The organism is Actinoalloteichus caeruleus, from assembly GCF_049311605.1.
Classification (GTDB): Bacteria; Actinomycetota; Actinomycetes; order Mycobacteriales; family Pseudonocardiaceae; genus Actinoalloteichus_B; species Actinoalloteichus_B caeruleus.
The window spans coordinates 1,524,318-1,538,636 of the sequence record NZ_CP186005.1 but is presented as its reverse complement, the minus strand read 5'-3'; the positions used below and the strand labels follow the sequence as shown (position 1 = coordinate 1,538,636).

Sequence of the window (14,319 nt, the reverse complement as noted above, 5' to 3'; positions counted from 1 at the left end):
AGGGCGCAGCCGCCGCCCACCAACGGCACCCCAGCTCGCCGGTGGACGACGTCCTCGACACGTCCGGGCGACGCTGATCAGCGCCTCCCCGGAACCGCTCAGAGCACCCGGGCCAGGGACGCCAACGACACGAACGGGTCGCTGCCCACCGGGATGAGCACCGTGCTCGTCACCCCCGCCTCGTGCAGCACGTCCACCCGCCGCCTCGCCTGGTCGGGGGTTCCCACCACGGCCAGCTGCCGCACCCACTCCGCCGGCAGGCGCCGGGCGAACTCGGCGCCGTCCGCGCACCCGTCGCGCAGGGCGACCACCTCGTCGGCGAAGGGCAGCGGCGCCAGGTGGGGCCGCCAGTCGGGTTCGCCGAGGGGCGCCAGCGCGGGGCGGACCGCCGCCACCGCCGCACCCCCGTCGTCGTGGACCACGGCCAGGTTGTAGCCCACCAGCCGGTGGGGGCCGTGCGAGGCGATGCTGCCGAGCGCCGTGCGCGCGTACTCGGGGGACACCGGTTCGGCCAGGACAGTCCCCTCGGCGACCCTCCCGGCCACCGCGAGCGAACGCGGCCCTCGGACCCCGGCGAGCACCGGCGGCGGAACGGCGGGAGGCGTCTCCAACCGGACGCCGTCCAGCCGCACGTGCCGACCAGCCACGTCGACCCGTTCCCCGCGCAGCAGGGCCCGCAGGGCGACCGTGTACTCCTCCAACAGGGTGAGCGGGCTCGCCGGCCACGCCCCGACCTGCCGCATCCAGTCCGGCATGCCGTGACCGACGCCGATGTCGACCCGCCCCGGGAACAACTCCGCCAGCGTCGCCGCCTCCATCGCCGCGAACGCGACGCCGCGGGCACCGACCGGCAGGACCCCGATCCCCACCCGGATGCGGTCGGTCGCGGCGAGCACCGCCCCGGCCTGGGCGAAGCCACCCCGGAAACCGAGGTCCTCGACCACCCACAGCTCGCCGAAGCCGAACCGCTCGGCCTCCCTCGCGAAGTCGAGGACCCGGCCGGCTGGCAGGTCACGGGGCAGCAACACCCCGGTGGCACGGTCGTCCACGATCATCACCACTCCTCGATCGCGCCGGGCACCCCGCCCGACATGCTGGTCACCCGGTCCGCGTTCCGGCCGAGGCGTGCCCGACACCGTCATCGTCCTCCGCTGGCGGCCGGGTGGCGCCCGCGGCGAACAGGGCGCAGACCACCAGGACCAGCACGACGATCATCGCGTCCCGCAGGCCGACGTGGTCACCGAGGAAACCCAGCAGCGGCGGGCCGACGAGGAAGGCGACGTACCCGGCGGTGGCCACGGCGCTGACCCGGGCGGTGGCGTCTCCCCCGCCGTCGCCCGCCGCCGAGATCGCCAGCGGGAACCCGAGCGACACCCCCAGGCCCCACACGACCACCGCGCAGGCGGCCACCACCGGGTTGTCGACGAACACCACCGTGGCCAGCCCCACCGCACCGAGGCTGGCGCTGGCCCGCACCACCGCCACCCGGCCGAAGCGCCGAACGACCACCGAACCGCAGAACCTGCCGACGGTCATCGCCGCGACGAACCCCGTGTAGACCAGAGACCCGGACGTCGGGTCGAAGCCGTGCCCGTCAACCATCAGCAGCGGCAACCAGTCGTTCGCGGCGCCCTCCGCGAGGGCGATCGCCAGGGCGACGACGCCGATCAGCAGGATGCGGGAGTCCCGCCACACCTCCCACTGGCGGCGCGACGCGGCCCGCAGGCCCCGGGTGGCCGCCGGTGGACGCTGGCCGAAGCCGGCGGGCACCGCGCGCACGGCCAGGACGGCGGCGGTGGCGCAGAGCCCGGCCACCCCCGCCAGGTGCACGGCGACGGGGAAGTCGACCGCCGTGCACCAGATCCCGAGGAGCGCGCCGGCGACCGTGCCGAGGCTGAAGGTGCCGTGCAGGGTGGGCAGCAGCGGCCTGCCCTGGAGGCGTTCGACCTCGGCGCCGTCGATGTTCACCGCGATCTCGCCGGCACCCATCCCGAGGCCGAACAGCAGCAGCCCGAGGAAGGCCACCACGGCGGAGGCGAGGAACGCGGCCAGCCCGATGACCGCCAGGCCGGCGATCATGAGCATCATGCTCACCGCCGCGACTCGGCGGGTGCCGTACCGGCGGACGAAGGTGGCGGCCGAGATCACCCCGGTCATCGAGCCGATGGAGAGACCGAACAGCACGAGGCCCATCTGCCCGGTGGTGGCGTCCAGCTGGTCGCGGATAGCGGGCGTCCGGGTCACCCAGGAGGCGAGGGAGATCCCGGGTATCGCGAACAGCACCAGCAACGCGAACCGCCGCCGGGCCGTCTCCCGGTGCTCGGGGGGCACGACGGTCCCCTGCTCGTCAGCAGCCATGACAGCGAGTGCACCTCTCGGTTCCACGGGGCGGGTTCCGGCGGGCGGAGTTCCCAGGACGACACGGGAGTGTACGGTCGTACACACACGCGGTGTACGAGTGTACGCACGAAGCCGTGGACGTGGAGCGGACCTCGGTGACCACAAGCGGTCAGCCCGTGACCCACCGTCCCCGGACAGTGCGATAGGGGCACACCCCGCCGGACCAGCGCGTCGACCGGACGCCGCCGGCCAGACGCGGGCACCAGCGCGGGGACCGCCCCCTCAGCGGACCCGCCGTCCCGCCCCTCCTGCTCCGTGCGGGCTCACCTGGTCCACCGAACGCCCGGACCTCCTGGTTCACTGCGGTCGCGCACCGGCTCCGCCCCTCGCCCGGGTCCGCGGGCCCAGACCTGGATGGCCGGCCCCGCACGGGCTCGCCGAGGGCGCGCGGCCACGTCCGGGAAGAGGGCGCGGCCACGTCCGGGAAAATGCTGCGCCAGGACCGAGGACACCTCGACCGGCGGGAATGGCCCAGGCGGCCGCCGCCAGGGGAGACCACAGGACGATCGGGCCCGCACACCGGGCCGGGGACGGGTGGAGCCATGACGACCAGACGTGTGGACCCCGAACGCCGCGACCGCATCATCACCGCTGCCCTGGACCTCATCGCCGAGGAAGGCGTCGCGGGGACCTCCCACCGCAAGGTCGCCCGGGCGGCGGACGTGCCCCTCGGCTCCATGACCTACCACTTCACCGGCATGGACGAACTGCTCCGCGAGGCCTTCAGCAGGTTCGCGGGCGCCGTCAGCGCGCGGATGGACCACCGGCTGGGCCGGGCCCGCGACCGCGAGGAGGCCAAGGCAGCCATCGCCGACATCATCCACCACCACATCTTCGACACCGCCCGGAACCTCGTCCTGACCCACGAGCTGTACACCCTCGCGGCCAGGAAACCCGCCTTCCGCTCGATCACCCACGACTGGATGCGGCGCACCCGCCACGCCCTCGAACGGCACTTCGACCCCGACACCGCCCGCCAGCTCGACAGCCTCATCGAGGGACTGACCATCCAACACGCCCTGGGCACCGAACCCCTGGAACGAGCGTTCACCGTCGACGCCATCGAACGCATCAGCGGAGGGTCCACTCCCAGCCCCCCTGGTTCCTGAGCGCCCCACCGACACCGCCCTGGTCACGCCACCGCCCTGGTCCGCCACGCGACAGCGCCCTCGTCGCGCCACGCGACAGCGTCCTGGTCGTCAACCGGGGCGAGATCGCGCTCCGCGTCATCCGCAGCTGCCGGGAACTGGGCATCCGCACCGTCGTGGCCCACTCGACGGCGGACGACGACCCGCCCGCCACGCGGGCCGCCGACGCGTGTGGGTGCGGAACGGACCAGGTCCCGCCCCGCCTCAACCCGGGCCGCGCCACCGACCGTCGCACCACCAACCCGCTGGCGCCCAGCACCACCCCGCTCGACCCGGTCGCCAGCACCCTGAGGCCACGCCGGCCGACCGCCGCCGCGCCTGCCCCCTGCGCGCTCGCCCCCACGTCGCCCGGCCCCCGCGTGGACCTCGCGGTCGCCAACTCCCCCGCTCGGTCCGCAGGACCTCGCCCCCGCAGGCCCTCCCCGCCACGTCGCCGAGCTCCCGCATCGCCCGCGCCCGGCGTGCCCCTTCGCGCGGCCGCCGGAAGCCACCGCGTGGCCGGCTCTGCCCCTCCCCCCACCTCCGGCAATCGAAGACAGTGGGCGGAGCGGCACGGTGGGCGAAGCGACGCCGGTCCGAAACCGCCAGTGACCTGGGCGGCGCACACGACCCCGCGACCGCCCCCGGCTCGACTAGGCTCCCGTCGATGAGACGGAAGGCCAGGTCACCGCTGCCGCAGCGCAACGGGTTGGACGCGGCGCGGCTGCGGCTGCCAGCGGACGGCCCGTGGGCGACCCTGCGCGATCACCTCGTCGACCGCCTGCCCCGAGTCGCCCCCGAACGCATCGACGCCCTCTTCCGGGAGGGAGGCTTCGTCGACCACTCCGGGCCGCTCGCCCCGGACAGCCCCTTCGTCCCCCACGCGGTGTTGTGGTTCCACCGCGACCTGCCGGAGGAGGTGCCCGTCCCCTTCGAGATCGGGATCGTGCACCAGGACGAGGACCTGCTGGTGGTCGACAAGCCGCACTTCCTGGCCTCCATCCCCCGGGGCAGGCACATCCTGCAGACCGCGCTCGTGCGCCTCCGCGACGAACTCGACCTGCCCGACCTGGTGCCCGCGCACCGCCTGGACCGGGTGACCGCCGGCCTGCTCATGTTCGTCGTCCGCCCCGAACTCCGGGGGGCGTACCAGACCCTCTTCCGCGACCGCGTGGTGCACAAGGAATACCAGGCCGTCGCGCCGCACGACCCGGCCGTGGAACTGCCCAGGACCGTGCGCTCGCGGATCGTGAAGGAACGCGGCGTCATCACCGCTCAGGAAGTGCCGGGCGCCCCGAACAGCGAGACCCGGATCGAACTCGTCGAGCACCGCGACGGCCTGGGCCGGTACCGGCTGCTCCCGAGCACCGGCCGCACCCACCAACTACGCCTCCACCTCGCCGGGCTTGGCCTGCCCATCCTCGGTGACGACTTCTACCCGATGCTCACCGAGAAACCACTGGACGACTTCACCCGACCACTCCAACTGCTGGCCAAGGCGTTGTCCTTCACCGATCCCGTGACAGGTCGACCACGCCGTTTCGAAAGCCGCCTCACGCTCGGAGCCTGGGACGACTACGAAACCTGGTCCGGGGGCCGACACGACCCGCGCCCCACCCCGTCGGCGAGCCACCCATGAAAGCGGTCTGGATGCTGACCTTCGGCGCCTCCGCCTACCACTCGCACTCTCCGCGATACCGTGTCTCCGCACCGTGCGCACCGCCTCAGCTCCACCGCCCGGCGGGTCTTCCTCCGCGTGCGAGTCAGCTTCGAGAAGGCCTCGTACGACAGCGAGAAAAGACAGCGGACGACCGCTGGGATGCTCCGCCCCACGGGCGAGGAGCAGCCGCAGGTCCGCGTACCATTTTCAGCGAACCCCCCGGGTCTGATGTCAAACCTCGGGTTCGCTGCAAAACAGCCACGAAAAACGCCTCGCGGACAGCCTCCACCTGCGCCTTTACTCTCGGGTCCTCATCGCCCCTAAGAGGGGTCACAACCCGCGCGAAAGCGCCCGCACGGCGAGCCAAACGAGGTCCTCATCGCCCCTAAGAGGGGTCACAACACGGGCCGACCACCGACGGGTCCAACGTGGTCCCGTGTCCTCATCGCCCCTAAGAGGGGTCACAACGCGAGACTAGCGATCGGACCACTGGGTCCTGGTCGTCCTCATCGCCCCTAAGAGGGGTCACAACCCGACGGTACAAGCACGCGCGCAGGGATGTCCGCTGTCCTCATCGCCCCTAAGAGGGGTCACAACCCGAGGTGTGGCCGCAAGCCGCGTACGAGGCGCTGGTCCTCATCGCCCCTAAGAGGGGTCACAACCGCTTCGCCCGGCGCTCCCGGTCCCGGCGTTCCCGGTCCTCATCGCCCCTAAGAGGGGTCACGACGTGCCTCGGCGTGGAGGCGTCACCACGGGGTACCGCCCAGGCTCGCTGGCCCGCTGTCGACGACGATCAGCTTGTCACCCAGGAAGCCGTCCACGTCTGGGCCCAGCCACGACTCGCCTGGTCGAGCACGGTGGAACCTGAAGGTTCCGTTCGTGCTGTTCGCTCCCACGATGCAGCGCACCGCGACGGGCTCGGGCAGCGCACGGACAAGCCGCACGACCTCCAGGGCGAAGCCCAACCCGTGCCGCGACATCCGCACCTGGTCCGCCTCGCTGATCACCGGCTCGCCGTCCTCCAGGCATCCGACATCGACGGGAACCACGTCATCCAGGTGGATCTCGTTCGTCGCGCACTCCCATGCGGTCAGATCCTCGGTAGCGGCGTGGGGTGTGTGAGCACGGGTCGCGCGTCGGGCGAAGACCAGGGCCGGGCCGGCCCGCACGATGCCCTCGTCCAGCACCTCGCGCAGCTCGGGAGCCAACTCCGCCACTGGGGTCGCGCCCGCCAGGCCTCCCGGCTCCAGGGCGCGGACCGCCACCTCGTTCATCCGGATGTTGAGCACGGAGCAGAGCCTGCCAGGGACACGCCGAAGGACGCACGCGAAGACCGGCCTGCTGCTGACCGGCACCGGATGCGCGCGATGACCTTCCCCCTCCCCGTGGGCCACGCCTGGGTCGCCTACGCGCCAGGACGTCGAAGCCGGAAGGGGACGGCCTCCTTCGAGGGAGCCATCCGCTGTCGCGCCAGGCCTGGTCCCGCTCGTTCCAGCCAGGTCCCGAACGCCGTCTTCGATCATCCTTCGACGATGGCGAGCGGGCACCGGACCGGTGACCGGGTGCGGTCGATGACGATGGTGACGTCCGTGTCGCAGCTTCGCGTGTGCCGACGGCGGTGTTCGTCGACCCCTGAGAACGGCCACCCCGTCGCGGCGAGCCGAGGCCTCGATCAGGATTAGCCTGCCCTCCTGCGGTGGCATGGTGTCGGCGGCGGTGTGCCAGAACCCCCAACTCCCGGCGACGCGGTCAGGGGCGGGTGCTGACGGGCGACCCGGACCAGTGCCCAGGCCAGGCCTCCGGGGAGCGCGCTTCGCCCACTGGGACCGGCGGACCGTGGTCACGGGTGGTGGGGCGCCACCCGAAGGACGGGTGCGCGTGCCGCGTGTGACGGTGTCTCGCGGGGCACCGAAGGGCCGCATCACCGCCACCTGGCGAACGTCGACGTTCATCCCGACCTCGATGCCGCGTGCGACGGTCCTACCGAGCGATGTTCGGCAGCGGGGGCGTCAGGTGAGCAGGCGACGGCGGTAGCCCTCGGCGACCGCCGAGGCGCGATCACGAACGCCGAGTTTGTCGTAGATGTGTTGCAGGTGGGTCTTGATGCTCGCTTCGCCGATGAACAGGGCCGTGGCGGCCTCCCGATTCGAACTGCCGTTCGCGACCAACTGGAGTACCTCCCTCTCCCGGTCGGTCAGGGTGCCCCGGCCGGGCCTCCGAACCTGACCCATGAGGTGGTGGGTCACCGACGGCGCGAGCACCGGCTCGCCGCGCGCTGCCGCACGGACGGCGCGCGTCAGTTCGTCGGGCAACGCGTCCTTCAGGAGGTATCCGGTGGCGCCCGCCTCGATCGCCGGCAGCACGTCGCTCTCGCTGTCGAAGGTGGTCAGGATCAGCACGCGGGTGTTCGGGGACCGCTCCCGCAGGGCGGCGGTCGCGGCGACGCCGTCCATGCCCGGCATTCGGAGGTCCATGAGCACCACGTCCGCTGCCAGCCGCTCCGCACGTTCGATGCCCTCGGCGCCGTCCCCGGCCTCACCGACCACGAGGATGTCCTCGGCGTCCGCGAAGGTGTCGCGAAGACCGCCCCTCACGATCGGGTGGTCGTCGACGACTACCAGACGAATCATCCGTCGGTCTCCCCCTTCGCTCCCGTGCCGCCGGGGGCGATCGCCGGCACGCGCGCACTGACGGATGTCCCTTCACCCGGTGCGCTCTGCACCTCCACGTGACCGCCGACCCCTCTGATGCGCTGGCGCATGCTCGTCAGTCCGAAGCCGGTGCCGACCCCGTTCGTGAAGCCTCGTCCATCATCCCGGACGTCCAGCAGCACCTCGGTGCCCGTGTACGACAGGGTGACACCGACACGCGAGGCCTCCGCGTGCTTGGCCACGTTGGTCAGTGACTCCTGCGCGACCCGGAAGAGCGACACCTCGATCGCCGGGCTCAGTGGCTCTCGGGTGCCGGTGACCTCCACCTGTGTCCTGATCCCCTGGTCCTCCGACCATCGCTCGGTCAGGGTGCGGAGCGCGTCGGGGAGGTGCGCTCGCCCGAGTTCCTGGGGGGCGAGTGCCCGCACGGACCGTCTGGCCTCGGTCAGGCTGTCGCGCGCGAGCCGCAGTGCGCGCGCGACGTGCTCCTCCGCCTCGCCCGGCGCACGCGCGGAACGCTCCGCCGCCTGGAGCTGCGTGATGATGCCGGCGAGCCCCTGGGCCAGCGTGTCGTGGATCTCGCCGGCCAGTCGCTGCCGCTCGTCCTGCGCCCCGGATTCACGTGCCTGGGCGACGAGTTGCGCGTGGAGCCCGGCGTTCTCGTGCAGTGCCGCTTCGAGGCGCTCGACGAGTTCCTCCCGCCTGCGTTCCTCGGGTTCGGTGTGCGCTGTCAGCAGGATGCCCACCCCGATCGCCGCCGTCTGCACGGCGACGATCAGGATGAACTCCGCGAGCACGTCGGGGGCCGGGTGAGCCCATACGCGCATGACCGAGCCGTTGAGGGCAACGGAGGTGGCCAGGACTCCGAGCACCCCCAACGGCCACGGCCTGAGCAGGTAGGCGTGGAAGAAGCCCGCGATGGTGAAGACGAGGAAGATGTCGGAGTACGTCATGAGGGTGACGCACGACGCCAGCAGCCCGACGAGGTAGATGCCCGCCGACGTGGGCCGCAGCGTCCTCCTCCTGATGGGCAGGGTGTGACCGAACAGCACCCACAGCACCGAGATCGCGACCAGCCCGAGGACGGCCGGACCGTCGGGCCAGAAGGGTTCACCGGAGGTGGGGAGCACCCACGAGAAGTGGATCGCGGTCGAGATCGCCAGCAGCAGCCACGGGCTGACCAACTGCAGGAGGTCCCAGACCCGGAGCTGCTCCGCTTTCCAGGCCAACCGGGAGCGGTTCGCGATCGCCGCCTCTTGGCTGATGGCGGACTCGTGCGCCGCGAAGTTCAGCCGCTCACCCGTGCCGGCGTCCCTCGTCATCGACATCTACTCCCAGCGGAAGAGCTTGGCGGCGACCGCGCTCGCGGTCACCGCGATACCCGCCATCACGGCGATCTGCGGCCAGAAGGGCTGCCCACCAGCTGTGGCGGTGATCTGGCCCGCTTCGGCGGACCACGCCGCGGTGAGGGCCTGCAGCCCCGGCGGTATGAACTCTCCGACCTCGCGCAGCACGTCGGGCATGACGACACGGGGCAGGAAGGCTCCCCCGAAGAACATCAGCGCGACGAACAGGAGGGTACCGAGCTGGTTCGCGGCACTGCTCGTTCGGACCACCGCGGCGGACACCATGCCGAGCCCGAGCAGCGCCGCGTAGCCGACGACGAAGGCGACGACGAACTCCAGGGGTCGTTCGGGCGGTGCGATGTCCAGTACCGCCCACGCGAGGAAGGTCATGAGCGCCGCGGAGACGACCACGGAGGCGAGCGCGACGATCATCTGCGCGAGCAGGACTCCCCTCGGATGCGCGGGAGTGGTCGACAGCCTGCGGAGGATGCCGCGCTCCCGGTACGTCGCTATCACCGCTGGGACGTGCTGCACGGCGATCATCACCATCCCGAACACCAGTGCGGTCGGCGCCCAGATGTCGATGTCCCGGAGCCCGCCGGTTTCCGGCGACGGCTCCCTGAGCGCCGGGATGGCACCCAGGCCGAGCAGCAGTCCCGTCGGGAACAGCACACCGAAGATGACGGTGGCGGAGTCTCGGAGGAAGAGCTTCCCCTCGACCTTGACCATCTTCAGGAGGGCACGCATCAGCCGACCCTCCTCGTGGAGTTCCCCGGGGACTCGGGAGCGCGTCCGGTGAAGGCCACGAACGCGTCGTCGAGGTTGCGCTGGTCGACGCGGAGATCCTCGGCCACGACCCGCGCCCTGGCGAGGGCCCCGGCGACGCTGCTCAGGAGCTGCCCCCTGCCGGTGACCAGCCAGCGGCCCTCGGTGATCTCGACATCGGTCACGTCGGGAAGATCGGTCAGAACACTCCTGTCCAGCGGTTGGGACACGCGGAACCGGACCTGCCGCGCCCCGCTCGACCGCGCGATCAGCCCAGCCGGTGTGTCCACCGCGGCGACCCGGCCACCGTTGATGACGGCGATCCGGTCGCTGAGGCGTTCCGCCTCATCCATGAAGTGCGTGACGAGGAGGATCGTGACGCCCGTGTCGCGAACCCGCTCGATGAGGCTCCAGGTGTCGCGTCTCGCCTGCGGGTCCAGTCCCGTCGTGAGCTCGTCCAGAATCGCGACTTCCGGGTTGCCGACCAGGGCGAGCGCGATCGAAAGCCGCTGCTTCTGCCCGCCGGAGAGGGCTTTGTACTGGGTGTCGCGCTTCTCGGTGAGCCCGAGGAGCTCCATGAGCTCGCGCCAGTCGGCGGGGTTCCGGTAGAAGGAGCTGTGGAGCTCGAGGGCTTCGGCGACCTTGATCGCGTCCGGGAAGCTGCTCTCCTGGAGTTGCACGCCGAGTCGCTCACGCACCTCCGCCCGGTCCTTGGTCGGATCGAGCCCCAGCACGGAGAGCGAGCCGGAGTCGGGCGTTCGCAGGCCGGCGATGCTCTCGACGGTCGTCGTCTTGCCGGCGCCGTTGGGCCCGATGATGCCGAAGATCTCCCCCTTCTCGACAGTGAAGGAGACGTCGTCGACGGCGACGTGCTGCCCGTAGCGCTTGTGCAGGTTCCGTACTTCCAGTGCGGTCACACCGCGAAGTCTCGGGCGCGCCTCGCCTCGCCACATCGACCGTGGCGTCCGCGCTCGGGTTGATTCGTGCCTCCACCGTTCGGTGGAGGCACGGCGACCCGCGGAGGGCCCGAAGCCCTGGTGGTCGTCGCGTGACCTGGCACCGCGACCCGCTGCCGGCCTGGAGAACGGAGGTGGAACCGAATGGTCGACCTCCTACGCCGGACTCACTTCTCCGATGAACTCAACGTCGGTCGCGGCGTGGGCAAGGCGCCGTCGGGCTCCATCAGTTGACGGTGCACGTCAACCGCCGCCCTCTGGACCGAGGTCGGGCGCATGGAGGCGGTCAGGTCGGGCGGGAGAAGGCAGTCACGCCACAAGGTGATCGAGGGGAACGGAACAGTGCTCGGGCCGGCGGCGGAAGGGGTGTGGTGCGGCCAGGTACGGCGGACAGCCGCGTGGCTGGGCCCACCGATCGCACGCGCGAGTGACGAGGGTCATGATCGACGACATCTTGGCCAGGCTCAGCCGGCGGTGGGAGATCACCCAGTAGAGCTCAGTTCCGGTAGTGCTCAGAACCGATCCTCCCAAAATCCTCCCACGACGCAGAAAACCCCGCCGACGAAGATCGTCGACGGGGCTTCTGACCACCATGTATAACTGGTGGGCGATACTGGGATTGAACCAGTGACCTCTACCGTGTCAAGGTAACAGGTTTCGTCCGCTGACCTGCGGGAACAGAGAATCCGTAAGTCAGCGGGTACCGTTCGATGCGGTTGGCCGCCGTTGGATGCAACGGTGAGCGCACCTTGGCTCCCAATCCGCTCCCAGACGGCTGCTCCCACGAACCAGTTTCAGCGGGACTAGGATCGACTCGATCTCGACGGCTAATCCACCCGAGCCGCCAGCACGGGCCGGCAAAGCTCGCAAACACCGCATTCCTGACCTGAACTGGGGCCCACCACTTGAGCTTTGAGGGGCAGATCAGCATGAAAGTGAACGAGATCGTGTCCCGCCGCCTGTAACATCGCAGGTCAGGAAGGGTCGTCCCCGCGCACGCGGGGCTGTTCCGAGCTCCGACTAACGCGGCGACGGTCGTTTCCGGTCGTCCCCGCGCACGCGGGGCTGTTCCGGTCGAGGCCCATCCCACGAGGGTCCGGATCTGGTCGTCCCCGCGCACGCGGGGCTGTTCCCCGGTTACAGCTGAGCGGAGGAACCCTTCGTTGATATAGATGGTCGCTCGGCAGATCCCGCGACGAGCGGGATCCGGCCGCCACTGTACGTCGGTGAAGCACTTCTGGGTGCGCGAGAAGGGCTGGCGCGTGGTGTGGACGGTGCAGAACCTTCTGCCAATCGATCGGGACGTGCCCAGCGAGGTCGATCACCGGGTGGTCGAGGGGGTAATCGCTCAGGCTGGCGCAGTGGCATGCCCGCGCTGGCTTCGGACACCTTGCCCCTGCGGCTGACCGACAACTGCTCCGCGCCGGAACGCGCGAGTGGAGCTGCTTTGAGCACGGCGCGCGGGTCCGAGCGGCAGCGAAGATCGTGGAAAGATACGAGGCAGTCAATCGACTCAATTCACGCAGGCTTCCATCCCTCACGGAGGTGGGTGTGGGGCTCGCCGGCGTCGAGGGTGGCTGAGGCTTGCTGTACGAGCGCAGTGGTTGAACGGTGGCCAACCAACTGGCCCGTTACTGGCTCAGGCAAGCAGGACCTTGCGATTGATCCATGCAAGTTGCAACGCCGCCGCCGCGCCGGGAGAAAGGCGCTTGGATTCGCGGAGCCACGTCAGGGTGTTTTCCTCGAACGGAAAGGCTCGCGCGGGCATGGAGCCCTCCGAGTTGGTGTCAACGGCGTTGGCGAACAGCGCGTCGTAGGTGTCGGCGTCGATGACCGCGACGGTGAGAATGTCGCCGGCGAGCGTAAGCGCGTCGAGTGTGACGCCGAGGCAGAACACGCGGATGTGTCCGTCGCGCAGCGCTTCGTCGATCGTGGTGAACGGTTCCAGCTTGTCGTATCGGATCGGCTTACCGGAGCCGTCGTACTCCTCATGGCCCAGCATCTCCTCGGCGTACTCGCGCTGAATGTTCCGCCAGATCGAAAAGTCGGATGCGATGGCGGCTGGGATGACGGAGGAAGGCTGGAAGATGCCCGCGGGCAGGAGGTGCGCCATACCGCCGCCGCCGGCGACGCTGGCGGAGTCGCGTTGGTGAAGGACGACGCTGGGGCTGTCGCCGCCCCTGACGGTCAGGGTCCCGATCGCTCCCATGAGAGGTCGGCGGCCAAGGTCGAACGGGTCGGCAATCAGCTTGCGGAAGGTCAACCGTCGCATGGAGGCGCGCGGCACGGCGATCTCACGGTCGCTGTCGACGGCGAGGTGGTGGGCGGCGAATTCGTGGGCGAGGGCCTCGTTGGTGTCGATCGCGTCGAAGAAGCCCATCTGCCCGAAGCGCATGCCCGGCTGCCTCCAGTCGTCGAGTCCGAGCAGGCGGAAGCACAGCCGGTTCTCGAACAGGCGTGGCGCGGCAAGGTCGCGGATGGCGTCGTGGTAGCGGCGGTACCGGCTGTCGGTGGTGGCCAGTGGGCGAACTGGGGCGCTTTCGGGTTCGTCTCCGGTAATCGTGGGTTCGGCGACCACTGAGTCCAGCGTCAGCGTGATTTTGTCCAGTGGGACGGGCTCGGCAGGAATCCAGTTGGGCGCGCTGATGACGCCTGTGTTCTTCAGCCCTGGCACCCGGTAATCGCAGTACAGCGACTCGGCGAGCACCGCGAGATCGCGACGATGCCTGCTCAGGGTCGAGCGGAGGTGACGCCACTCATCCTGGTCGCGCTCGACATAGGGATCGGTGGTTGCGGACATGGTGACGAACGTGAGGGGTGCGGGAAGGCGCTCGCTCTGGTCCTGCTCGGGTCGGACAGAACGCGGCCTGCGGAAACCAAGTTCGTCGCCCGCGCAACCGAAGAACTCGGCCAGCAGCCGGCGATAGAAGGGCTGGGGCCACACGACTTCACCGCGCTCCCATCGACCGATGGTCTTGCGCGTGATTTGCGGGTGCTTGCCGTACCGGGTAGCGAGGTTCGTCAGCTCGTCGGCCAAGTCCTGCTGGGACAGCCCGCCCCGCTCGCGCAGGGCGATCAGCACGGTGTTCGGTACGCGGTGCTCATCGGGTGACACAGGATCAACGGTAGGGCGTGCTACACCCGCAGATCAGGGATGTCCTTCCAATGTCCCCGATCTGGCCCAACTGTGGGCACTCGCTGTGGTCGTGTTCGTCCCTGCTGCGTGGTGAACTCGTAGTCGTCGTTACATCAAGTCAGATGGAGGCGACTATCAGTGAGTGATCGTATTGGTGCCGCGCGGCGACTGACGAACGCACCTCTGGCAGGGGGGACACCGGGATTCGCTTGGGCTGAGATGCCTCGATCGCCCTCGGCGCAAGCGCGCACACCCACTTCGGCCGAAGGGGAGATGCC

The 14,319-nt window shown here is 70.2% G+C and carries 11 protein-coding genes and 1 CRISPR repeat array; of the genes, 3 read left to right on the top strand and 8 right to left on the bottom strand.

Annotation, left to right across the window (positions count from 1 at the left end):
• Positions 1–98: 98 nt before the first annotated feature.
• Positions 99–1,055 carry an LLM class flavin-dependent oxidoreductase gene (locus ACOJVX_RS06975; RefSeq protein ID WP_030225725.1) on the bottom strand — a complete coding sequence of 319 codons (957 nt, stop codon included), beginning with the start codon at positions 1,053–1,055 and terminating at the stop codon, positions 99–101.
• Between the two features lie 43 nt (positions 1,056–1,098).
• The gene (locus ACOJVX_RS06970) at positions 1,099–2,358 is read right to left on the bottom strand and encodes an MFS transporter (protein WP_418153968.1); all 1,260 of its coding nucleotides are present in this window, start codon (positions 2,356–2,358) and stop codon (positions 1,099–1,101) included.
• Between the two features lie 584 nt (positions 2,359–2,942).
• Here ACOJVX_RS06970 and ACOJVX_RS06965 point away from each other — a divergent pair.
• From ACOJVX_RS06965 to ACOJVX_RS06955, 3 genes are read left to right on the top strand one after another with little or no spacing between them, the layout of a single operon-like run.
• Complete coding sequence (locus tag ACOJVX_RS06965) at positions 2,943–3,509, top strand: TetR/AcrR family transcriptional regulator (RefSeq protein WP_026418406.1); 567 nt, start codon at positions 2,943–2,945, stop codon at positions 3,507–3,509.
• On the top strand, positions 3,506–4,198 hold the full coding sequence (locus ACOJVX_RS06960; protein ID WP_418153998.1) for a biotin carboxylase N-terminal domain-containing protein: 693 nt from the start codon (positions 3,506–3,508) through the stop codon (positions 4,196–4,198). Before ACOJVX_RS06965 ends, ACOJVX_RS06960 begins: the two co-directional genes overlap by 4 nt.
• The gene (locus ACOJVX_RS06955; protein WP_418153967.1) at positions 4,195–5,166 is read left to right on the top strand and encodes an RluA family pseudouridine synthase; all 972 of its coding nucleotides are present in this window, start codon (positions 4,195–4,197) and stop codon (positions 5,164–5,166) included. The genes ACOJVX_RS06960 and ACOJVX_RS06955 overlap by 4 nt, the downstream gene beginning before the upstream one ends.
• A 328-nt stretch (positions 5,167–5,494) precedes the next feature.
• A CRISPR array of direct repeats spans positions 5,495–5,914; the repeat unit is 30 nt; unit sequence GTCCTCATCGCCCCTAAGAGGGGTCACAAC.
• 19 nt (positions 5,915–5,933) lie between these two features.
• On the opposite strand, the gene ACOJVX_RS06950 is transcribed toward ACOJVX_RS06955, so the two are convergent.
• From ACOJVX_RS06950 to ACOJVX_RS06925, 6 genes are all read right to left on the bottom strand, one after another.
• Positions 5,934–6,476: a hypothetical protein gene (locus ACOJVX_RS06950; RefSeq protein WP_418153966.1), complete on the bottom strand. Its 543-nt coding sequence runs from the start codon at positions 6,474–6,476 to the stop codon at positions 5,934–5,936.
• A gap of 720 nt (positions 6,477–7,196) precedes the next feature.
• On the bottom strand, positions 7,197–7,817 hold the full coding sequence (locus ACOJVX_RS06945) for a response regulator (protein ID WP_026418394.1): 621 nt from the start codon (positions 7,815–7,817) through the stop codon (positions 7,197–7,199).
• Positions 7,814–9,160, bottom strand: coding sequence for a sensor histidine kinase (locus ACOJVX_RS06940; RefSeq protein ID WP_081715368.1), 1,347 nt, complete (start codon positions 9,158–9,160; stop codon positions 7,814–7,816). The genes ACOJVX_RS06945 and ACOJVX_RS06940 overlap by 4 nt, the downstream gene beginning before the upstream one ends.
• Before the next feature lie 6 nt (positions 9,161–9,166).
• On the bottom strand, positions 9,167–9,931 hold the full coding sequence (locus tag ACOJVX_RS06935; RefSeq protein WP_418153964.1) for an ABC transporter permease: 765 nt from the start codon (positions 9,929–9,931) through the stop codon (positions 9,167–9,169).
• A complete protein-coding gene (locus ACOJVX_RS06930; protein ID WP_035275487.1) occupies positions 9,931–10,866 on the bottom strand; it encodes an ABC transporter ATP-binding protein in 936 nt (311 codons plus the stop codon). The genes ACOJVX_RS06935 and ACOJVX_RS06930 overlap by 1 nt, the downstream gene beginning before the upstream one ends.
• 1,678 nt (positions 10,867–12,544) lie before the next feature.
• A complete protein-coding gene (locus ACOJVX_RS06925; RefSeq protein WP_422647349.1) occupies positions 12,545–14,020 on the bottom strand; it encodes a helix-turn-helix transcriptional regulator in 1,476 nt (491 codons plus the stop codon).
• Positions 14,021–14,319: the final 299 nt, after the last annotated feature.